20 protein-coding genes are annotated in these 21,370 nt (G+C 59.9%); 8 read left to right on the top strand and 12 right to left on the bottom strand.

Annotated elements, in window-relative coordinates; genetic code table 11:
• Positions 1–87 precede the first annotated feature (87 nt).
• The gene (locus AC2CF9_RS02370; RefSeq protein WP_370513323.1) at positions 88–1,311 is read right to left on the bottom strand and encodes an MFS transporter; all 1,224 of its coding nucleotides are present in this window, start codon (positions 1,309–1,311) and stop codon (positions 88–90) included.
• 110 nt (positions 1,312–1,421) lie between these two features.
• Between AC2CF9_RS02370 and AC2CF9_RS02365 the strand changes: the two genes are divergently transcribed.
• The 3 genes from AC2CF9_RS02365 to bioD all read left to right on the top strand — a co-directional run bounded on the left by AC2CF9_RS02365 (position 1,422) and on the right by bioD (position 4,484).
• Entirely contained in the window at positions 1,422–2,318 is an 897-nt protein-coding gene (locus AC2CF9_RS02365) for a LysR family transcriptional regulator (protein WP_150016160.1), read from the top strand.
• A gap of 135 nt (positions 2,319–2,453) precedes the next feature.
• A complete protein-coding gene (gene mlc, locus AC2CF9_RS02360) occupies positions 2,454–3,671 on the top strand; it encodes a sugar metabolism global transcriptional regulator Mlc (RefSeq protein ID WP_484556178.1) in 1,218 nt (405 codons plus the stop codon).
• A gap of 108 nt (positions 3,672–3,779) precedes the next feature.
• Positions 3,780–4,484 carry a dethiobiotin synthase gene (gene bioD, locus AC2CF9_RS02355; RefSeq protein ID WP_484556177.1) on the top strand — a complete coding sequence of 235 codons (705 nt, stop codon included), beginning with the start codon at positions 3,780–3,782 and terminating at the stop codon, positions 4,482–4,484.
• A 70-nt stretch (positions 4,485–4,554) separates the two neighbouring features.
• Here the strand turns inward: bioD and osmV are convergent, their stop codons facing one another.
• Genes osmV through AC2CF9_RS02335 form a run of 4 tightly spaced genes read right to left on the bottom strand, consistent with a single transcriptional unit; the run spans position 4,555 to position 8,009 of the window.
• On the bottom strand, positions 4,555–5,691 hold the full coding sequence (gene osmV / locus AC2CF9_RS02350; RefSeq protein WP_150016157.1) for an osmoprotectant ABC transporter ATP-binding protein OsmV: 1,137 nt from the start codon (positions 5,689–5,691) through the stop codon (positions 4,555–4,557).
• Positions 5,691–6,338, bottom strand: coding sequence for an osmoprotectant ABC transporter permease OsmW (gene osmW / locus AC2CF9_RS02345; protein WP_039384394.1), 648 nt, complete (start codon positions 6,336–6,338; stop codon positions 5,691–5,693). The genes osmV and osmW overlap by 1 nt, the downstream gene beginning before the upstream one ends.
• 9 nt (positions 6,339–6,347) lie before the next feature.
• Positions 6,348–7,274, bottom strand: coding sequence for a glycine betaine ABC transporter substrate-binding protein (locus AC2CF9_RS02340; RefSeq protein WP_484556176.1), 927 nt, complete (start codon positions 7,272–7,274; stop codon positions 6,348–6,350).
• A gap of 18 nt (positions 7,275–7,292) precedes the next feature.
• On the bottom strand, positions 7,293–8,009 hold the full coding sequence (locus tag AC2CF9_RS02335; protein WP_484556175.1) for an ABC transporter permease: 717 nt from the start codon (positions 8,007–8,009) through the stop codon (positions 7,293–7,295).
• 357 nt (positions 8,010–8,366) lie between these two features.
• Between AC2CF9_RS02335 and AC2CF9_RS02330 the strand changes: the two genes are divergently transcribed.
• Positions 8,367–9,827 (top strand): MDR family MFS transporter, encoded by a 1,461-nt coding sequence (locus AC2CF9_RS02330; RefSeq protein ID WP_484556174.1) that lies wholly within the window; start codon positions 8,367–8,369, stop codon positions 9,825–9,827.
• Positions 9,828–9,871: 44 nt separating this feature from the next.
• On the opposite strand, the gene AC2CF9_RS02325 is transcribed toward AC2CF9_RS02330, so the two are convergent.
• A complete protein-coding gene (locus AC2CF9_RS02325) occupies positions 9,872–10,168 on the bottom strand; it encodes a DUF1161 domain-containing protein (protein WP_484556173.1) in 297 nt (98 codons plus the stop codon).
• Positions 10,169–10,219: 51 nt separating this feature from the next.
• On the bottom strand, positions 10,220–10,555 hold the full coding sequence (locus tag AC2CF9_RS02320) for a DUF1283 family protein (protein ID WP_150016152.1): 336 nt from the start codon (positions 10,553–10,555) through the stop codon (positions 10,220–10,222).
• A 127-nt stretch (positions 10,556–10,682) separates the two neighbouring features.
• On the opposite strand from AC2CF9_RS02320, the gene AC2CF9_RS02315 reads away from it, so the two are divergent.
• Positions 10,683–11,012: a YnfA family protein gene (locus AC2CF9_RS02315; protein ID WP_082032659.1), complete on the top strand. Its 330-nt coding sequence runs from the start codon at positions 10,683–10,685 to the stop codon at positions 11,010–11,012.
• 41 nt (positions 11,013–11,053) lie between these two features.
• Here AC2CF9_RS02315 and ydfG read toward each other — a convergent pair whose 3' ends face one another.
• Positions 11,054–11,803 (bottom strand): bifunctional NADP-dependent 3-hydroxy acid dehydrogenase/3-hydroxypropionate dehydrogenase YdfG, encoded by a 750-nt coding sequence (gene ydfG / locus AC2CF9_RS02310; RefSeq protein WP_039384381.1) that lies wholly within the window; start codon positions 11,801–11,803, stop codon positions 11,054–11,056.
• Positions 11,804–12,117: 314 nt separating this feature from the next.
• Here ydfG and guaD point away from each other — a divergent pair, with 314 nt between their 5' ends.
• A complete protein-coding gene (guaD, locus tag AC2CF9_RS02305) occupies positions 12,118–13,476 on the top strand; it encodes a guanine deaminase (protein ID WP_484556172.1) in 1,359 nt (452 codons plus the stop codon).
• A 50-nt stretch (positions 13,477–13,526) separates the two neighbouring features.
• The gene (gene dcp / locus AC2CF9_RS02300) at positions 13,527–15,578 is read left to right on the top strand and encodes a peptidyl-dipeptidase Dcp (RefSeq protein WP_484556171.1); all 2,052 of its coding nucleotides are present in this window, start codon (positions 13,527–13,529) and stop codon (positions 15,576–15,578) included.
• An 18-nt stretch (positions 15,579–15,596) separates the two neighbouring features.
• On the opposite strand, the gene hpxO is transcribed toward dcp, so the two are convergent.
• Complete coding sequence (hpxO, locus tag AC2CF9_RS02295) at positions 15,597–16,754, bottom strand: FAD-dependent urate hydroxylase HpxO (protein ID WP_484556436.1); 1,158 nt, start codon at positions 16,752–16,754, stop codon at positions 15,597–15,599.
• 232 nt (positions 16,755–16,986) lie between these two features.
• On the opposite strand from hpxO, the gene AC2CF9_RS02290 reads away from it, so the two are divergent.
• Complete coding sequence (locus AC2CF9_RS02290) at positions 16,987–17,226, top strand: hypothetical protein (RefSeq protein ID WP_150016149.1); 240 nt, start codon at positions 16,987–16,989, stop codon at positions 17,224–17,226.
• 3 nt (positions 17,227–17,229) lie between these two features.
• Here the strand turns inward: AC2CF9_RS02290 and AC2CF9_RS02285 are convergent, their stop codons facing one another.
• Genes AC2CF9_RS02285 through AC2CF9_RS02275 form a run of 3 tightly spaced genes read right to left on the bottom strand, consistent with a single transcriptional unit; the run spans position 17,230 to position 21,344 of the window.
• A complete protein-coding gene (locus tag AC2CF9_RS02285) occupies positions 17,230–18,714 on the bottom strand; it encodes an FGGY-family carbohydrate kinase (RefSeq protein ID WP_484556170.1) in 1,485 nt (494 codons plus the stop codon).
• Positions 18,715–18,763: 49 nt separating this feature from the next.
• Entirely contained in the window at positions 18,764–19,609 is an 846-nt protein-coding gene (locus AC2CF9_RS02280) for a class I fructose-bisphosphate aldolase (protein ID WP_484556169.1), read from the bottom strand.
• Positions 19,593–21,344 carry a glycerol-3-phosphate dehydrogenase/oxidase gene (locus AC2CF9_RS02275; RefSeq protein ID WP_484556168.1) on the bottom strand — a complete coding sequence of 584 codons (1,752 nt, stop codon included), beginning with the start codon at positions 21,342–21,344 and terminating at the stop codon, positions 19,593–19,595. Before AC2CF9_RS02275 ends, AC2CF9_RS02280 begins: the two co-directional genes overlap by 17 nt.
• Positions 21,345–21,370 lie beyond the last annotated feature (26 nt).

Genomic DNA, 21,370 nt, shown 5'->3' with positions numbered 1-21,370 from the left:
GATGAATTGCAGTTTTGTTTCAGGTGGACCTGGGGAAAGGTGGCGAAAGCGGAGCGTCGGGGCGCTCCGCCTGGCTAAAAGCGCGGGTCAGAGGCGGCGGCGCAGCAGCAGAAAACCGGTGAGCAGTGCCAGCAGCAGCAGCAGCGTAATAAACAACGTGACGCCCGGCCAGCCGTAACTATGCCAGAACAGGCCGCCCGCCGTACCGGCCAGGCTGGATCCGGCATAGTAGCTGAAGAGATAGAGCGAAGAGGCCTGGCCCCGGGCGCGCCGGGCGCGCGTTCCCACCCAGCCGCTGGCAACGGCATGGGCGGCAAAAAAACCGGCGGTAAAGAGCAGCATGCCGGGAACGATCAGCCACAGGGTGGTGGCCAGCGTCAGCAGCAGTCCGGCCAGCATAATAGCGATAGCGCTCAGCATCACCGGCGCGCGCCCAAAGCGGCCGGTCAGGGCACCCGCTTTTGGCGAACTCCATGAGCCGGTAAGATAGACCAGCGACAGTAATCCTACTGTCGCCTGGCTGAGCGTCCACGGCGCACTCATCAGCCTATAGCCAATATAGTTAAACAGGGTGACAAACGCGCCCATCAGCAGAAAGGCTTCGGCAAACAGCAGCGGCAGCCCGCTATCGCGCCAGTGCAGGCGGAAGTTGATCAGCAGATGGCGCGGGCGGAGCGAGGCGGGGCGGAAGTGACGCGAGGCGGGCAGGATTTTCCAGAACATCAGCGCCGCCGCCAGCGAGCAGCAGCCGGTGACGCCAATGGCGATGCGCCAGGAAAAGAGATCGGTGATCACCCCGGTGAGCAGACGGCCGCTCATGCCGCCAATAGAGTTACCGCTGATATAGAGTCCCATCGAAAAAGCCACCACCCGGGGATGCATCTCTTCGCTCAGATAGGTCATGCCGACGGCGGCCACGCCGCTGAGCGACAGGCCGATCAGCGCACGCATTAGCAGAATGGCGTGCCAGCTCTGCATCATCGCCGACAGCAGCGTACACAGCGCCCCCAGCATCAGCGCCGTTACCATCACCGGTTTACGGCCAATAGCGTCAGAAAGCGGACCGGTAACCAGCAGCCCCAGCGCCATCAATCCGGTAGAGAGCGAGAGCGAGATGCTGCTTTGCGCCGGCGTAATGCCAAACTGCTGCGACAGCACCGGCAGAATAGGCTGAACGCAGTAGAGCAGAGCAAAAGTGGCAAGGCCGGCAGAAAACAGCGCCAGCGTCACCGGCAGGAACTGCGGTGAGCCGCGCCCGATGCGGGACGGGGTGGCGTCAGCAGTGACGTCGATAGGGTTGCGCCATATCAGCGAGGTAAGGCGGCTCACAGGATATCCTTAATGAGAGAGAGTGACTTACTGTAGAAAGGCGTTAATGAGATGTACAATATATTAATCATCTCAACTGATATGTTAAAAATATGGCTATCGAGTTGCGTCACCTGCGCTATTTCATTGCTGTCGCTGAGGAGCTGCATTTTGGCCGCGCGGCGCGGCGCCTCAATATTTCTCAGCCGCCGCTCAGCCAGCAGATCCAGCAGCTGGAGCAGAGCATTCAGGCCCGGCTGCTGGTGCGTACCAATCGCAGCGTACAGCTGACGCCGGCCGGTGCCGCTTTTCTGCAGGATGCGCGCGCTATTCTGCTGCAGGTAAGCCAGAGCGCTGAGCGGGCGGCACGCATTCATCAGGGGCAGCAGGGCGAACTGCGCATCGGTTTTACCTCATCAGCCCCGTTTACCGGACTGGTTTCCGATGCGCTGTTTCGTTTTCGCCAGCGCTGGCCGGAAGTGCATATTCATATGCAGGAGCACAACACCCGCCAGCAGCTGACGCCACTGCTTGATGGCCAGCTCGATCTGGGTGTGATGCGCAATACGCCGCTGCCGCCAGATCTGCGTTACCAGCTGCTGCTGCGGGAGCCGCTGTACGCGGTGATGCACCGCGATCATCCGCTGGCGCAGCACCGCAGCCTCTCCGTTCGCGCCCTGACCGGGGAGCCATTTATCTTCTTTGACGCGCAGAGCGGTACGGCGCTCTACGGCGACATTCTGGCCCTGCTGCATCGCTATCACGTCAGCCCGGTTATCACGCAGGAGGCGGGCGAGGCGATGACGATTCTGGGACTGGTGGCGACCGGGCTGGGGATCTCGGTATTGCCCGCTGCGTTTGCCCGGGCACGGCTGGCCGACCTGATCTGGATCCCGCTGGAGGAGCAGGATGCGCGCTCAGAAGTCTGGCTCGTCTGGTCAGCGCTGCGGGAACCCACCGCCCAGATGCGCAACATGCAGGCGCTGATGCTGGAAAACGCTGAAATCTGACGCAATCCGGGCAGACAGAGCCGATCAATCTGTGCGACCAGTCACATTTTCAGCCAAATAGTTAACGCTCTCCGGCAAAGTGCCTCACCATAGCGAATGTTTATTTAGAAGCGCGAAAATATCCGGGAGCAGGGTGTGAATCGGGAGAGTCAGCCTGGTCATATTGACCACATCAAACAGACTAACGCAGGCGTAGTCTACCGTCTGATTGACCAGCATGGGCCGATATCACGTATTGAACTCTCCAGGCGGGCGCAGCTGGCACCCGCCAGCATCACTAAAATTGTACGCGAAATGCTCGATGCGCATCTGGTGCAGGAAACGGAGTTTCAGGAGCCTGGCAGCCGCGGTCGTCCGGCAATTGGTCTCGTGCTCGATACGCTGGCGTGGCACTATCTGGCGATACGTATCCAGCCCGGCGCAATCACGCTGACGCTGCGCGATTTAAGCAGTCGCGCCCTGGAAGAGGATCGCCTGCCGCTGCCCCTGACGTCTGACGTGCCGCTGCTGCAGAATCTGCAGACGCTGGTGGATGCGTTCTTTATCCGGCATCAGCAGCGGCTTGAGCGTCTGACAGCTATCGCTATCACCACCCCTGGTCTTATCAACGCCGCCTCCGGCGTGGTTCATCGCATGCCGGGCTATGATGTAGAGGATATGCCGCTGGGCGAAACGCTGGCGCAGCGCTCCGGCCTGCCGGTGTTTGTGCAGCATGACATCTCAGCGTGGACGCTGGCAGAGGCGCAGTCTGGCGCGTCGCGCGGCGCGCAGGATGTTATTCAGATTGTGATCGATGAGACCGTAGGCGCCGGCGTCATCAGTGGCGGTCAGCTGCTGCATAAAAGCGGCCGTGCGCTGGTGGAGATAGGGCATACCCAGATCGATCCCTGGGGCCAGCAGTGCTATTGCGGTAATCACGGCTGCCTGGAGACCGTGGCCAGCACCGCCAGTCTGCTGCAGCTGGCGCAGCAGCGGCTGGCGCTGCAGCCTGACAGCCAGCTGCATCAGCAGCCGCTGACGCTGGAAAACCTCTGCCGCGCTGCGCAGCAGGGTGACCGGCTGGCGCACGATGCAATTGCCGGCGTGGGGCATCACGTCGGGCGTATGCTGGCGATGATGGTGAATATTTTCAACCCGCAAAAAATTCTTATCGGTTCGCCGCTCAATCAGGCTGCAGACGTACTTTTTCCCGCCATAAACAGCACTATCCGGCAGCAGGCACTGCCCGCTTACAGCCGCGATCTGGAGCTGGTGCCTGCGTTGATGCGCGATCCCGGTACGCTGGGGGCGGCAGCGCTGATCAAAGACGCCCTCTATAACGGTCATCTGCTGATTAAACTGCTGCAGGGATAACTCCAGCCCGCCTTAAGTTTGCGCTAACGCAAGCATCGGGCGGCGTCAATTACCTACACTGCCTTCTTCGCAGGCTATCCATGCTGCTTACTGGAAGGAGTGGAACAGGTGAAAACGCTATTTGTCACAGGTACCGATACCGGAGCAGGAAAAACAGTGGTTGCATGCGCGCTGCTGCAATTGCTGGCACAGGCAAACATCTGCGCCGCAGGTTTTAAACCTGTGGCAAAAGAGGCGCGCGCCACGCCGGAAGGATTGCGCAACCGCGATGCAGAACTGCTGCAGCAGGCGTCAGGGCTGACGCTCAGCTATCCGGCGGTGAATCCGGTTATTCTGACCGGCGATACGTCCGGACTAGGGGCCCGGCAGCATATCGACTACGCGCTGCTGGATCGTCATCTGGCCGATCTGCAGGCGCAGGCGGAATATGTGATTGTGGAGGGCACAGGCGGCTGGCGCAGCCTGATAAACGATCGGCAGCTGCTCGCCGGCTGGGTACAGCAGCAGCAGCTGCCGGTCGTGCTGGTCGTGGGGATAAAAACGGGGTGTATTAATCATGCGCTGCTGACGGCGGAGGCGATTGCGCACGATGGCCTGACGCTGGCAGGCTGGGTCGCAAACCGCATCAATCCGGGCCTGGCGCACTATGCGGAGATTGTCAGCGTGCTGCGCGACCGGCTTGCCGCGCCGCTGCTGGGCGAGCTGCCTTATCTGCCGCGCGCTGAGCAGCGCGATCTCACGCGCTATATCGATCCTGACGCGTTAACCGGGCCGGCGTTTTCCTTTACCAGGGCGCAACGCGCGGCCGGCTGACCCGCAGCTGTCAGCCTGTCAGAACACGATTAACGAGCCACGCGTGCGCCGCTTCAGGCGCACGCAGCGTTCAGGGGTTCAGACGGCGACGGGTCCGCCCGGAACTGAGATAATCCGCGATGTAATCCTGCGAAATTTCGCCGCTGTAGCGCCCATCTTCATCGACAATCGGCATCCAGACGGTATTGTGCTCATACAGTTTTGACAGCACCACGCGCAGGTTCTCTTCAGCTTTGCCGGTGACGCGAAAGTGGTGCAGCAGCTCTCCGCACTGGCCGGCAGCGCCGCGCGCCTCGCGCCGCTTCACAAATCCGAGCGGCCTGCCATCCTCATCGACAACCGTAACGGAACGCATATCGTTGTCATCCATAGTGGCAAAGGCCTCCATAAGCGGCGTGCTGCGGCGTACGGTAATGGTGGGCTGCTGGTCAGTAACGTCACCCGCCTGTACCAGCAGCAGGCGCTTAAGGGTGCGATCCTGCCCGACGAAGGAGCCGACAAAGTCATTGGCAGGTTTTGCCAGCAGCTCATCCGGGCTGGCGCACTGCACGATTTTTCCCTGACCAAACACCGCAATGCGATCGCCGAGCTTCAGCGCTTCATCAATATCGTGGCTGACCAGCATGACCGTTTTTTTCAGCTGTCGCTGCATCTCCAGAAACTCATTCTGGATCGCTTCGCGGTTTATCGGGTCGACGGCGCCAAACGGCTCATCCATCAGCAATACCGGTGGATCGGCGGCCAGGGCGCGGATAACGCCAATACGCTGCTGCTGACCACCGGACATTTCGCGCGGATAGCGATGCAAAAATTTAGTCGGGTCCAGCGCCACCATGCTCATCAGCTCCGTAGCCCGTTCACGGCAGCGCTTTTTATCCCAGCCCAGCATACGCGGCACCACCGTGATATTCTCCTCAATCGTCATGTTCGGAAACAGGCCAATCTGCTGGATCACATAGCCGATGTTGCGGCGCAGCGTTACCGTATCCTGGCCGCTGGTATCCTCTCCGTTGATATAAATCCGGCCGCCGCTGGCCGGTATCAGCCGGTTAATCATCTTCAGCGTGGTGGTTTTACCACAGCCGGAAGGGCCGAGCAGCACGCACATTTCGCCTGCCGGTACATCCAGACTGACGTTATCTACTGCGTTAAAGGCCGCGCCACTCTTCTGGGTAAAAGTTTTCGTCAGGTTTTCCAGTTTAATCATTAGCGAATCCCCCTCGGGGTCAGTGCCAGCTGCAGCCGGTGCAGCAGCCAGTCAAGAAAGATAGCCAGCAGACATATCATCAGCGCGCCGGCAATAAGCATGCGTACATCGCTTCCGCCGATGCCATCCAGCAGCTGCAATCCGAGACCGCCTGCACCGATAACGGCGGCGATCGCCATGACGCCGACGTTCATCACCACCGCCGTGCGGATGCCGCCAAAAATCACCGGCAGCGCCATTGGGATCTCTACCCAGCGCAGCCGCTGCCAGAACGTCATACCGATGCCGCGTCCCGCTTCGCGCAGCCCGGAGGGCAGGTTCTCCAGCGCCGTATGGGTGTTACGCACAATAGGCAGCAGCGAATAGAGAAACACTGCCGTGATGGCGGGCAGGGCGCCGATGCCCTGGCCGATCTGCGAAAACAGCGGGATCATCAGCCCGAACAGCGCGATGGTGGGGATGGTCAGTACAATAGTGGCGACGCCCAGCACCGGCGTCGCCAGCCACTTAAAGCGGACAATTAAAATGCCGAGCGGTACGCCAGCCAGGATGGCAAAACCCACCGCCACCAGCACCAGCCAGGTGTGCTGCCAGGTCAGACCCAGCAGCATCTGCCAGTTATCAGTGATGTAATACAGGGTATCCATGGTGTCTCCTTACAGCATGTTGCGCGACTGGAGGAAATCGCGTGCAACCTGAGCGGGTGACTGATGATCGATATCCACCCGCTTGTTCATTTCTGAAATAGCGTCATCAGTAATCAACGCTGAGAGCTGATTCAGCGCTTTCTCCAGGCCCGGATGTGCAGCGAGCACCTCTTTACGTACCACTGGCGTGACGTTGTAACTGGGGAAGAAGTGCTTATCATCTTTTAATACCAGCAGGTCAAAGCCTTTGACCCGGCCATCGGTGGTATAGATCAGGCCTGCGTCCACAAACCCGTCACGGACCGCGTTGTAGACCAGGCCGGGATCCATCTGGCGGATTTGCGGGCGATCGAGCGGTAGCTGATAAACGTTTTGCAGCGGCTTCAGGCCATCGGAGCGACCAGCAAACTCCAGGTCGAGTCCCAGCCGCCAGTTATGCTCCGGATCGCTGGCGCGCACTTGCTTCATTCTGCTGACCAGCTGCGACAGGGTGGTAATACCCTCCTGCTCTGCGCGACGACGCTGCATGGCGAAGGCGTAGGTGTTGTTCATCGGTGCCGGTTCAAGCCAGACCAGGCCCAGTTTTGCATCCAGCTTTTTTACTGTTTCCCACGCCTGTTCAGGGGACATGGGCTTACTGATGTGGTTGAAAATAATGAGCGAGGTGCCGGTATATTCCCATGTCATATCGATCTGTTTATTGATCATGGCATTACGGCTGATGGTGGTCGCAATATTGGTCTTAGGGACGATCGTAAACCCGTTTTTCTGCAGCCATAAAACGGTCAGGGCAGACAAAATATGCTGCTCTGTAAAGCTTTTGGTTGAGAGCGTAACGGGCGCAGCCGCCAGCGCTGACTGATTAAGCAGTAGCGCAGCGCTCAGGGCCAGCACAGCGCCGCGCAGCCGGTGGAAAAACAGCCTGGTGGGGGTCATCAGAACGTGCTCCATGAGTTAAGTTGCAGCGTGTGGCGAAAGAATGCGGCCCAGCGCGGCCAGCAGCATATCCAGGATCAGCGCAATCAGCGCGGTGGCGGCCGCACCCAGAATCAGCGTCGGGAAATCGTTCAGATAGATCCCGGGGAAAATCAGCTCGCCGTAGCTGCTGGCGCCTATTAAAAAGGCCAGCGGCGCGGTGCCGACGTTAATCGCGGTGGCGATGCGCACACCGGCTAACATCACCGGCAGCGCGTCCGGCAGCTCAACCCGGCGCAGCCGCTGCAGGCGGGTCATGCCAATGCCTTTAGCCGCCTCAGTCAGCGCCGGCGGAACCGCGCACAGGCCGGCATAGGTATTGCGCACAATGGGCAGCAGCGAGGCGAGAAACAGCGCAATCAGCGCCGGTCGCTCACCGATGCCTACGACGACCATGGCCAGCGCCAGCACGGCCAGAGGCGGGAGAGTATTGCCGACGTTGAATATCTGCATAACATATTCCGCCTGACGTCGCGCAAAAGGGCGGCTCAGCACAATCCCGGCAGGGATCCCCACCAGCAGGGCGCAGAGCATGGACCAGAAAACCAGCCAGAGATGCTGCTGGCCAAGATAGATCAGATCGGTCTGGCGGGCGCGCAGCGTGTCCGGACCAATACCCCAGATCAGAAGCGCAACGAGTAGCGTAAGAGTGAGAAGAGCCAATCCGGTGCGCCGGATCAGCGATGCGTGAGGCATAACCGTTTTCTCCCTGAATAAACAAACTATCAGCTATGATTGCTCTGCTGAGCGGCAGGATAAGGGGCCGCTTTCGATAGCAAAATTTTATGGTTAAAGTGTGTGTTGCCTGCGTTAACCCTGCATAAATTCACAGATAATTAACCTGACGGCTAAAAGTCTATAGCAATCTCTGATCGGCAAAGCCAGCATTTAACGCAAAAAACAGCTGACAGAACGTGGTCAAAACCGTCTGCAGCCCGCACCGGGTACGGGATGGTATGACAATAAAAAAAATTCATCGAAAAAGGTTACCCTGTCACATAAGCACGGACTGTGTGGCGGGATAAGAGAGAGTAAAACAGTATAAGGAGCGTTATGTCAGAGCACGCTGAAGTTTTGCGCAGCCATCGTCCATGGATCCTGTTTGCCTGTATGCTGGCCATGTTTATGGCCGCGATTGAGGTGACGATTGTGGCGACGGCGATGCCTACGATCATTGCCGATCTGGGTGGCTTTGCGCAGTTTGGCTGGGTATTTTCTATTTATCTCCTGACGCAGGCGGTCAGCGTGCCGCTTTATGGCCGTTTAGCTGATATATGGGGACGTAAGCGGCTCTTTTTTGTCGGGGTATCGCTGTTTTTGTTCGGCTCAGTGCTGTGTGGCTTTGCTCATACCATGACGTGGCTCATTCTGTTCCGCGCGTTTCAGGGGCTGGGAGCGGGTGCCATTATGCCGCTGACGACCACCATTGTGGCGGATATCTACTCCCCGCGTGAACGCGCCACCGTTCAGGGCTGGCTCTCCAGCGTCTGGGGCGTGGCGGCAATTATCGGGCCGCTTAGCGGAGCGTGGCTGGTGCAGCACTTCAGCTGGGGGGTGATCTTTTGGGTCAACGTACCGATAGGGCTGATCTCCATGCTGCTGCTGGCGCGTTTCCTGCCCGCCCGCCCGGTCTCCGCAGCGGGTGCGCTGAATATTACCGGCAGCTGCTGGCTGATGATCAGCGTCACTGCGCTGCTGGTGGCGCTGCTGCAGGCGGAAGCGCTCGGCTACTGGCTGCTGCCGTTTCTGCTGCTGGCAGGCGTGGCAGGCTGGCGTCTCAAACGGCACGAACAGCAGACGGCGGCACCGCTTTTCCCGCTTGCGCTGTGGCGCAGCCGTCTGATTGTGGCAGGCAACGCCGGTAATCTGATTATCGGCGCCACCATGATGGGCATTAGCGCGTTTCTGCCCACCTGGATCCAGGGAATTACCGGCGGTACGCCGCTGCAGGCGGGCAGCGCGCTGGCGATGATGTCCATTGGCTGGCCGATTGCCAGTACGCTCAGCGGTCGCCTGATGCTTGTGACCTCCTATCGCTTTACCGCTCAGCTTGGCGCACTGTTACTGATCGCCGGCAGCGTGCTGCTGCTGCTGCTCCACGCGGAAAGTTCCGTGCTGCAGGCGGGCTTTACGGCCTTTGTTATCGGCACCGGCATGGGCATGACCAGCACCACGTTTCTGGTCTCCGTGCAGAACCATGCGCAGTATGAGATCCGCGGTATCTGTACCGCCTCTATTATGTTCAGCCGGATGCTTGGTTCAGCGCTGGGAACCGCACTGATGGGGGCGGTTTTAAACATCAATCTGGCGCAGCGGCTGCCGCAGGCGGAGGACCCGATGCAAAAAATTATGTCGCCGGAGAGCCGTGAGGCGCTGCCGGTTGCAGAACTGCAGCTCTGGACGACCCAGATTGCCGCATCGCTGCACTGGGTATTTATCGTGGCTTTGCTGATCGCGCTGCTGACGGTATGGATCGCCTGGCTTATGCCGCGTCAGCGACCGGAGATGGAATAGACGAGAAGAAGCGGGGCAGCAGCGGCGGCTGCCCCGGTTGCAGGTTACTGCGCTGACATATCCTGAGAGCTGCCGGCGCCGTCAGGTGCGCTACCCTCCGCATCCCGCATATTCTTTTTATAAACAATTTTTTGCGTATCGTTTTCACAGTGGCCGACCACCTGACCACCCGCCTGCTCGGCCTGATCGTTCGGCACGATATCCAGCGTAAAATCTGACTCCGCCACGCCATTACTGACAATTTTTTTACTGATATCGGCGCGAACGCTGTCGCAGGAGGCCTGAGCCATCAGCGGCAGCGTCATCACACCCAGCAGCAGTACCAGAGAACCCTTTTTCATCGCAAACTCCTTGTTGACTGTTTCTCTGAACACTATAGCAGCAGCGCCGCGTTACGGCGCGACCGGACGACCAGTGCGGCGGTCGAGGCAGCGCAGGGTATTCTCTTCCCAGTAAGCATTCACGTTGTAGCTCTTGTCGCAGGCGTCGCGGGTATCAAACGCGCGGTCCGCTTTGTCGAACTCTTTCTCTGTCCGGGTATTAATCTTGCTGCGCAGATTACGCGTGTCGTTCCACTGCTCTTTACTCTGGCGGGCGGCTTCATTGCTGGCCGCGCTATTGCCATCTTCCACGATCAGACGATCGGTGCGGGCAGTGGCAAAGGGAGCACTGAGCAGCACGCTGGCCGTCAGCAGCGCCGTAAACAGAACGGAAGCATAGTGTTTCATGATGTTGTCCTTTAGTCAGACCCGGTCAGCCGGGCAAGGCTGTTGCCGTAACAGCGGCTAGTATATCATCCTGCTTTTGCTGCTCACCAGCGGTGTGCAGCGCGTTGAGGGAACAGAGAGCAGGATTATGCTGATCAAGACCGCACTATTATTTTTCATTACGGCTGTCGCAGAGATTGCGGGCTGTTTCTTGCCCTGGCTCTGGCTGCGTAAAGGGATGAGCGCCTGGCTGCTGTTGCCGGCTGCGGCGAGTCTGGCGCTGTTTGTCTGGCTGCTCACGCTGCATCCGGCGGCGAGCGGGCGGGTGTACGCGGCGTATGGTGGTGTCTATGTGTTTACGGCTCTGATCTGGCTGCGCGTGGTGGATGGGGTGCGGCTGAGCGCATGGGACTGGGCGGGCGCGCTGATAGCGCTATGCGGGATGCTGATTATTGTCACCGGCTGGGGAAAAGCGTAACAGCGTCACCCGGTACTATCAGGTGACGTTGTCACACGCGATTACGCGTCTTTATGCACCTTCAGCCCGGCGGTGGTCTGGCTGACCGGCATAATCTCCAGCGTGTTGATATTGACGTGCGCTGGCAGCGTGGTTACCCAGTAAACGGCCTCGGTAACATCCTCTGCCGTCAGCGCCGTTGTGCCTTCATACACCGCGCCAGCGCGATCGTCATCGCCTTTAAAGCGCACATTAGAAAACTCCGTTCCGCCGACCAGACCCGGCTCGATATCGGTTACGCGCAGCGCGGTGCCGTGGAGATCGGTACGCAGATTCAGGCTGAACTGGCGCACAAACGCTTTGGTTGCACCATAGACGTTGCCGCCCGCATAGGGCCAGCTTCCGGCAATAGACCCGATATTGACAATATGCCCGACGTTGCGCTCTACCATGGCAGGCAGCAGCGCCCGGGTCATGAAAACCAGGCCTTTGGTATTGGTGTCGATCATGTTTTCCCAGTCATCAACGCTGGCTTTGTGGGCTGGCTCAGTGCCCAGCGCCAGGCCGGCGTTGTTGACCAGTACATCAATGTTGCGCCACTCTGCCGGCAGCGCAGCGATGACCTCCTCGATAACGGCACGATTACGCACATCGAGCTGAACGGTATAGAGGTTTTCACCCAGCTCATCCTTCAGCGCCTGCAGTCGTTCGGCGCGCCGCCCGCTGGCGATTACTTTATGGCCTGTGGCAATGAAGCGACGGGTAATACTTTCACCAAACCCTGCAGTGGCACCGGTAACAAAAATAATCATCTCACTGTTCCTTAACTGTTTTCAGGTAGTCCGCGTTTAACCATATCACCATCATTCTTCGCCTGCTGAAAAAAAGCGACCGGCAAACGCTCCGTCGCCGGAATGCGTTAACCGGGTGCAGGGGCGCACCGCGCTGATGCATCATGGGGCAGCGTGAGCGGTCGCCATTAAATCTTAACGCCGGCGCAGATACGCGTAATCGGTTGCGCATTCGGTTGCCTCTCTTTCAGGCTAACCTTATGATTTAGCAGATAAATAAACCGTTCCTGGCACGTCTTTTGCACATTCATCTTATCTTACTGAGAGGATGAGTTATGAATGCTGACAACGAGACGCTGCTGCGCGCCAGTTTTTTTGATTTTACCCGCACGGTGGATCAGCCAGAGGCGCTGAGTGACGCCGCACGCTATCTCGCTGATGGTCTGCTCACGCTGCGTGCAGGAAAAATTGTCAGCCTGGAAAGCTGGAGCAGTGCGGCGGCGCGGGTGGATAGCCGGCGGGTCACGGATCTGCGCGGCAAGCTGATTGTGCCGGGGTTTATCGATACCCATATTCACTATCCGCAGACGGAAATGATGGGCGCGTTTGGCGAACAGCTGCTGACCTGGCTGAATAACTATACCTTTCCGGTTGAGCAGCAGTATCACTGTGCAACCCATGCGGCTAAGATGTCCGGTTTTTTCCTGCAGCAGCTGCTGGCTAACGGTACCACTACCGCACTGGTGTTTGGCACAGTGCATCCGCAGTCGGTTGACGCGCTCTTCAGCGCGGCGGAGCGGCTCAGCATGCGACTCATTGCCGGTAAAGTGATGATGGACCGCAACGCGCCGGACTACCTGACTGAAACCCCCGAAACGAGCTATCAGCAGACGCGGGCACTGATAGCGCGCTGGCACCGGCGCGGCCGTCTTGGCTATGCGCTGACGCCACGCTTTGCGCCGACCTCTTCGCCACAGCTGCTGGAACGGGTGCGTCAGCTGCGGAGAGAGTTTCCCGATACCTGGCTGCATACGCACCTGAGTGAAAATCCGCAGGAGGTGGCGTGGGTCAGAGAGCTTTTTCCCGAGCGCAACGGCTATCTTGATGTCTATCACCACTATCAGCTCACTGGCGCACGCAGCGTATTTGCCCACTGCCTGTATCTGCAGGATCATGAGTGGCAGTGCCTGCACGACACCGGTTCAGCCATCGCGTTTTGTCCTACTTCAAATCTGTTTCTGGGCAGCGGGCTGTTTGATCTCAAACGCTGCTGGCAGGAGAACGTGCGCATGGGGATCGGCACCGACGTCGGCGCTGGCACCACTTTTAACCTGCTGCAGACGCTGGGCGAGGCGTATAAAGTCGGGCAGCTGCAGCACTATAAGCTGACCGCCTGCGAAGCGCTTTATCGCGCCACGCTGGGCGGGGCGCAGGCGCTGGATCTCGACGATAAAATTGGCAATTTCACGCCCGGCAAAGAGGCGGATTTTGTGGTGCTGGATCCGGCCGTATCGCCGCTGCAGCAGCTGCGTCATGGCAACAGTAAAGATATCTTCGAGCAGCTGTTTGTTCTGATGACGCTGGGTGACGATCGCAACATTGCGCAGACCTGGGTAAATGGCCAGCCGGTGTGGCAAAAAGAGACGGCGGGTAGCACGCCGGGTTGTTGCCCGCACCCCGGCGTGCCAGGATAAAGGCTCTCTGCCGCAGGCTATTGCGGCGTTGCTGATTATCAGGAGCGATAATGAACCGATCCGCCAATCCCTTTTTTAGCGCCAGCACGCTGCCGTATCAGGCGCCGCCGTTCGATCAGATAAGCGAAGACGATTTTCTGCCGGCGCTGGAAGCGGGCATCGAAGAGAAGCGCCGCGAAGTCGCCGCGATTATCGCAAACCCGGCGCCACCGGACTTTGCTAATACCTTTGAAGCGCTGGAGCGCAGCGGCCTCTTACTGAGCCGGGTATGGCAGGTCTTTTCAGCCATGACGGCAGCGAATACGTCGCCGCGCCTGCAGGAGGTGGAAGAGATCATCACGCCCGCCCTGGCGGCGCTGCACGATGAGATCTACCTTAACAGCACGCTCTTCGCCCGGCTGGAGGCGGTCTGGCAGCAGCGCAGCACCGCCTGCCCGGACGCAGAGGCGGTGCGGCTGACGGAAGTTACCCGGCAGGCGTTTCAGCTGGCCGGCGCCAGCCTGAGTGAGGATGAAAAACAGCGGCTGCGCGATATCAATCAGGAGCTGGCAGGCCTCAGCACCCGCTTTGGCAACCGGCTGCTGGCGGCGACGCAGTCAGCCGCCTACACCGTCAGCAGCCCGGAGGCGCTGGCGGGACTCGACGATGCAGCGCTGGAGCAGGCGCGTGCCGCTGCGGTCGCACGCGGTCTGGATAATCAGTGGCTGATCCCGCTGCAAAACACCACGCAGCAGCCAGCGCTGAGCCGGTTAACCATCCGCGCCACGCGGGAAGCGCTGTTTGAGCAGGCGCTGAAGCGCTGTGAGCGTAACGATGCAAACGATACGCGGCCGCTGGTTTCGCGTATGGCGCAGCTGCGGGCGGAGCAGGCCGCGCTGCTGGGCTATAGCAGCTATGCGGCGTGGAATTTGCAGGATCAGATGGCGAAAACGCCGGAGGCCGCGCTGGACTTTATGCGTAATATTGTGCCGGCAGCCTGCGAGCGCGCCGGGCGCGAGGCCGCAGAGATAGAACAGCTGATGGCTGAGCAGCAGCAGAGATTTGACCTGCGCGCCTGGGACTGGAACTTTTACGCCGAGCAGGTGCGCCAGGCGAAATATGACTTTGATGAAGACGCTATTCGTCCCTGGTTCGCGCTGGATAGCGTGCTGGAGCGCGGCGCATTCTGGGCCGCCACGCAGCTTTACGGCATCCGGTTCAGCCAGCGCCACGATCTGCCGGTCTATCATCCGGATGTCTGCGTCTATGAGATTTTCGACGCCGATGAGACGCCGCTGGCGCTGTTTTATACCGACTTTTTCGCCCGTGATAATAAAAGCGGCGGGGCATGGATGGGCAACTTTGTCGACCAGTCTGCGCTGCTGGATCAGAAACCGGTGATCTACAACGTCTGCAACTATACCAAACCGCAGCCTGGCCAGCCGGCGCTGCTGAGCTGGGATGACGTTATCACGCTGTTCCACGAATTTGGTCATGCGCTGCACGGCCTGTTTGCCAGCCAGCGCTACGCCAGCCTTTCCGGTACGGCCACGCCGCGCGATTTTGTGGAGTTTCCGTCGCAGATTAACGAACACTGGGCCAGTCATGAGGCGGTGTTCGCCAGCTATGCGCGCCACTGGGAAACCGGGGAGCCGATGCCCGCTGCGCTGCGCGAAAAAATGGTGCGGGCCGCCACCTTTAATAAAGGTTATGACATGACCGAACTGCTGGCCGCGGCGCTGCTGGATCTGCAGTGGCACTCCCTCTCCGCGCACGATAAGCCGCAGGATGTGGAACATTTTGAACGGCAGGCGCTGCAGGCAGAAAACATTGCGCTGTCAGCGGTGCCGCCGCGCTATCGCTCCAGCTATTTTCGTCACATCTGGGGAGGAGGATATGCGGCAGGTTATTACGCCTATATCTGGACGCAGATGCTGGCTGACGATGGCTATCAGGCGTTCACTGAACAGGGCGGCCTGACGCGGGAAAACGGGCAGCGCTTCCGGGAGCTGGTCTTATCACGCGGAAACAGCAGCGATCTGCAGCACGTCTGGCTGAGCTGGCGCGGTAAAGCGCCAGCGCCAGAGCCGATGCTGCGCCATCGCGGTTTAAGCGCAGAGTAGGGCAGAAGCGGTGGCGCGCTACCCCATCGGGCCACCGCAGATTGTGTCGCACATACCAGCCAGCACCCGCTCGCCGCTTTCGGTTTTTAGCTCTTCATACCAGGCTGCCGTCAGCGCGGGCTCTTTACCGTGCGTCACGTCGCAGCGCTTGCGAGCCTTCAGCACCAGGTCGCGGGTGCGATCCAGCCGGCGCGCCTGATAGCGCAGCAGCGCATCTTCCACCCCCAGCGAGTGGGTCGCCAGCGTTTGTGCCAGCACCACGGCATCTTCCATTGCCGCGCAGCCGCCCTGACCAATATCGGGGGTGGTGCTATGGGCTGCATCGCCCAGCAGCGCCACGCGTCCGCGCACAAAGCGGGTAAGGGGTTCGGTATCGTGTATCTCGACCCGGTTAGTGGTGAGCGGATCGAGCTGCGCTATCAGCCGCTGCACCGGTTCGGCCCAGCCGGCGAAATAGCCGCTGAGATCGGCGCGCAGCGTGGTGCGATCCTGAGCGAGGCCGGCAGGTAGCGGCACATCGAAGAAGAAGTAAAAGCGGTTGCCGGCAACCGGCATCAGCGACACGCGTTTGCCGTCGCCGACAAAAGTGGTCCACTGATCGGCGGGTGCTATCGCTTCATCCACGCTAATCAGCCCGTTCCAGTTTACATAGCCCGCATAGCGACGCGCCACGCGCTCGCCCAGCACCGCCTCGCGCAGCACAGAGTGCGTGCCGTCCGCAGCGATCAGCAGGTCGCCTGTGGCTTCGCTGCCGTCGGTAAAGAAAGCGGTAACGCCCTGCGAGGTTTGTTCAGCATGCGTAACGCGCCTGCCAAAGCGAACGCGCGTCCGGCCATACGTATCAAGCAGCATCGCCTGCAGCCCGGCGCGTGATACCGGCGCAGGATATTCACCGGTGCGCTGCACCAGCGGATCCAGGCTGAAGCGGGTCAGGGGGGCACCGCTTCGCGCATCGTGATAAGCCATCCAGGCCATATTGCCGCTCAGCGCGCGCAGCGGCTGTTTCAGACCGAGGGCATTCAGACATTTCACGCCGTTAGGCCAGACGGAAATGGCTGCGCCAACCGGCTTCATCTCCGCGACAGCCTCATAGACTTCCGTCTCAAAGCCTGCCCGTTCCAGGGCGATAGCAGCACTCATTCCGCCGATACCGGCGCCAATAACAATCACTTTCATCATGCTCTCCTGTGCTCAGACAGGGAGATACTGCAACTTCTGTACCAGATGCGCGTCAACAGGCAGCATGTTGATAACTATAAGTTTTTATAAAAGAGATGTACTCGCGAAACGAATGTTGCAGTGCATTCGCACTTTTATGGTGCAGGCCTATTCTAATGAATCTTTTGTTTCATACGGCATTTTGACCAGATTTTGCGCATACTTAAGGCTTCAGAGCGGAGGATTAATCATGAAGTGGATAATTGCGTTAATGATGACGTGCAGCGTAAACGCGATGGCGCAGAGCAGCTGGCAGCCGTCGCCCAAATCGCCGTCTGCCATGTTTACCCCGGTTGCGTCGAAATGCGATCTGTCGGCCTGTCAGCAAAACTGCTACGTACAGCAGTCACAGTGCAAAAATGATAGCGGCGGCGGATGTGGCTCGCTGGCGCAAATCTGTGTACAGAACTGCACCAGCCAGTGTCGCTGAGTATCAGCGGGTCTCGCGCCAGATGTCGCGCATCGCCAGCTCCAGTTTTTTAAACTGGTGATAGCGCGCGTCGTGGAAGCTGACCCACTCCGGCCGCGGCTGCCGCTCTTCCGGCTGCAGACGCACCGCGTGCTGCACCGCATCTGTCAGATCCCGCCACACGCCCACGCCAACGCCTGCACAGAGCGCGGCGCCCAGCGCGCCGGTTTCCGTACACTCTGCCACCCGCACCGGAATATTCAGAACGTCGGCAAACATCTGCGGCCAGATGACGCTGCGCGCGGCGCCGCCTGAGAGCGTTGCGCGGGTAAAAGGGAGGCCGGCAGCGTGCAGCCGGTCAATATGCGCCCGGTGAGCAAAGGTCACACCTTCAAACAGGGCAAACAGCATATCTGCACGGGTATGCCAGCCGCCCAGCCCGTAAAAGCCGGCGCGGGCCGGTTCCGGTTTGCGGCCGGAGTAGAGGTAGGGGTGATAGAACGGCAGATGCGGATCCTGACGGATCTGCGCCACGCACTCACTGCTCTGCACCGCGCCTTTTCCTCCGCGCCGGTCGTCAAATTCCCGCAGAAACCAGTTGAGGTTAGCCGCTGAAGTAGCGCTGGCCTCAATCGCCATAAAGCGATCCCGTTCTATCATTGAACTCATGGAAACCGGGCGAAGATAGTCAGGTTTATCCACCACAACCTGATTGATGCTCCACGTACCCGCTACGATTGAGGCGTCACCGCAGCTGACGACCCCCGATCCCGCTGCGCTGGCCACCACATCAAACAGGCCCGCCACCACCGGTATACCCGCCGGCAAACCGGTGCGTGCCGCCGCCGGCGCGGTAACATAACCGCTGACCGCGCTCGATTCACGCAGCGGCGGCAGCCAGGCTGCTGCCTCCTGAATGTCATAGAGCGCCAGCAGCTCACTACTGTAATCGCGAACGCGATAGTCAATCAGCCCGGCACCCGCCGCATCTGAATAGTCGCTGCTGAGCGCGTCGCTGAGAAAATGGACGATAACATCTTTAGCGCTCAGTACCGCACCAATCTGCTGCCATATCTGAGGCTGATGCTGTTTAACCCAGCTCAGCAGCACCGGCGTGGAGGCTGCCCACGGCGTCTGGCGGGAGAGGGTATAAATGGCGTGCTGTTTTTCAGCCTGCTCCAGCGCAGCGACAATATCGTCCGCCCGCCGATCGATCGACTGAATACCGAGCTGCGGCTGCAGCGCCCGGTCCAGCGTATAGAGGCCATTGCCGTGTCCGGCGGCGCCCACTGCAATGATATCCTGTGCGTCGGTGCCCGCCTGCAGCAGGCAGCGACGGATCGCCTGTTCAGTACCGTGCCGGATGGCGGCTATCGAACGCTCGGCGTAGCCCTCCTGCGGCTGCAGCGTTTCGCCGCTATGCTCAGCCACGGCCAGTATCGTCCCGCTGAGATCAAACAGCACCGCCTTGATCATCGTATTACCGGCATCAATACCCAGGATTTTCATATCCGGCTCCGTAAAACTGCAGAGGAGAGCGTGCAGAACCTGCGCCAGGTCAGGCGTCAGCCTGCTGATAAAGGGCCAGCGCATCCTCACCGCTAGCACCCTGATGAATAATGGCCATCAGGGCGGCGACGACCCGGGCAGGAGAGGCGTGCTGATAAACATTGCGCCCGTACACCATGCCGCTGGCGCCCTGCGCCATCAGCAGCGCGCTTTTGTGCAGTACCGCACCGATCTCGCCTTTACCCCCGCCGCGCACCAGCGTCGGACAGCGCGCCGCCTCTACCACGCGGTGAAAATCAGCCAGGTTATCGGTTGGATCCGCTTTGATAATATCGGCGCCCAGTTCGCGCGCCAGCCGCACCAGCGGAACGATCTGCTCTGCATCACCCAGTGAACCGTAGGCGACCCCCTGACCGGCGGGTGCCATCACCAGCGGCTCAATCATCAGCGGCATGCCGTAGCGGTCGCACGCATGGCGCAGCCGGCCAATATTTTCGATGCACATGCGAAAAATCGCGGGTTCATCGGGGATAAGATAAAGGTTCACCACCACGGCGGCCGCATCCAGCTGCAGCGCTGCCAGGATCGGCTCATCGGGATTATGCAGCACTGCCCACATCTCACGATGGCGCACGGCGTTATAGGCGTTGCCGACGTCGGTGCGCAGCACCAGAGCGGGCTTCACCCCTTCCGCGCGCTGCAGCAGATCCGCCTGTCCGTAATTGAGCTGAATCGCGTCCGGCTGCGCGGCAATCAGGTTCTGCATCACCGCGTCAATATTCTCAAGTCCCTGCAGAAAATCGGGTTCATTGGCAATACCGTGATCGACCGCTACGTCCAGACAGCGGCCGTGATGGAATAACCGCTTCATGCGTGCCTTACTGCTCGCTGACATGCTGTGCCTCCTGCTGCATCACCGTAGGGTAGAGGCCATGCAGGCCGTGAAAACGCGCCAGCGACGCGCAGCAGCGCTGCAGCTGCTGTACCCGCTGACGCTCGCTCCAGCCCAGCGTCTGCGCCATCAGCAGCGAGATCTCCTGAATAAGCGGCGGCGTCAGCTCGCCGCCGATCGCCAGCGACGTGCGGCGCACCAGCAGATCTTCCAGCTGGCACACCTGCTCATGCTCTGTCAGATAGCGCAGTTCCGTGGCGCTGTAATCGGCGTGATGATGCAGCGGACGGTCGTCGTCGCGCAGCAGCGGCAGCAGTGGTAAGGCGCGGCTGCCGTAACGTTTTACCAGCTGCGTGACGCGCGGCAGCGGCAGTTCATGCTGCTGCGCCAGCTGGGCGATCCAGGCGGGCTGAGCCGCCGGAGCAGGAAAGTCGCGCCCGCCGCCAATCGCTAAATCCGTGGTAGAGACGTGGCGCTTTTCGCCCAGCAGCCGCAGAACACGATCTGCTGCCTCTTCACCGAAGCGGCGAAACGTAGTCCACTTACCGCCGACCAGGCAGAGCGTGCTCCAGGCGCGGGTGGGATCGGGCGGCAGCATCACCAGCGAATGGTTACGTGATATCTGACCGCTCAGCTTTGCATCACTGGCGGGCAGCGGACGCACGCCGCAAAAGGTGTAGACCACAGCGGAATCCGGCACCACCACCTCAGGAAAGACAAAGCGCAGCGACTCAAGAATATACGCTTTCTCAGCTGCCTCGCAGACCACGTTATCGGGATCGTCAACGCGGATATCCGTTGAGCCGGCCAGAACTTTACCTCCCCACGGATAGAGGATGCAAACGCGCCCCTCCTGATTCTCGAAATAGACCATTTCGCCATCGAGCATGCGCAGCAGCTCCGGATGATCGAGGATCAGATGTGACCCTTTGGTTCCGCCAATCAGCTTCTGCCGGGCGCTTTTGGGCGCGATCTGCTGGTTAAGCCGATCAATCCACGCGCCGCCGGCATTGACCAGCACGTGTGGCTGCAGGTGAAACTGCTCTCCGCTCAGCGTATCTTTCAGCGTAACGCTCTCACCGTCGCTGCTGATTACCTGCATATAATTCAGCGCCAGCGCGTCGCTGCAGGCGCGCTCCGCATCCTCCACCAGCTCAAACCCCAGCCGTTCAGGGGCGCTGATCCACGCATCATAGTAGCTGGCGCTATATTTCACCCACGGCGCAAAGCCCGGCCAGCGATCGCGGGTTGCCGCCTCAGTTCGCACCTGATGTTTAGGCATGGAGCCATACTGGCGCGTATAGAGGTCATACAGGCTGAGGCCGGTTTTGATCAGCAGCGCACCGCGCCGGGCAGGTTTGTCACTGAGGCGCAGAAACCGTCGCGTGGCGTTGACCATGCCGCCGCCGAAGGTTTCCACCGGCACCGTGGTTCGCAGCGGGAAAACATAGTGCGATGCGTTTTTCAGCAGCCGGTCGCGCTCGATCACCGACTCTTTGACCAGACCAAACTCACCGGTCTCAAGATAGCGCAGGCCGCCATGGATCATGCGCGACAGGGCGCCACTCGCCGCCTGACACCAGTCATCGCGCTCCACCAGAATCGCCGGGATGCCCTGGAGGGCCAGTTCGCGAAAGGTACTGATGCCGTTTATGCCGCCTCCGGCAATCAGGACCGGTGTAATCTGACGCTGGCGCAGCCTGTCGAGACGCTCATTACGGGTTAATACAGTAGCCATAGCACGCTCCCTGACGGTGAAGGCTT

The sequence above is a fragment of the Pantoea sp. SYBGC1 genome, from assembly GCF_057197005.1.
This window is presented reverse-complemented; position numbering and strand designations above follow the sequence as displayed.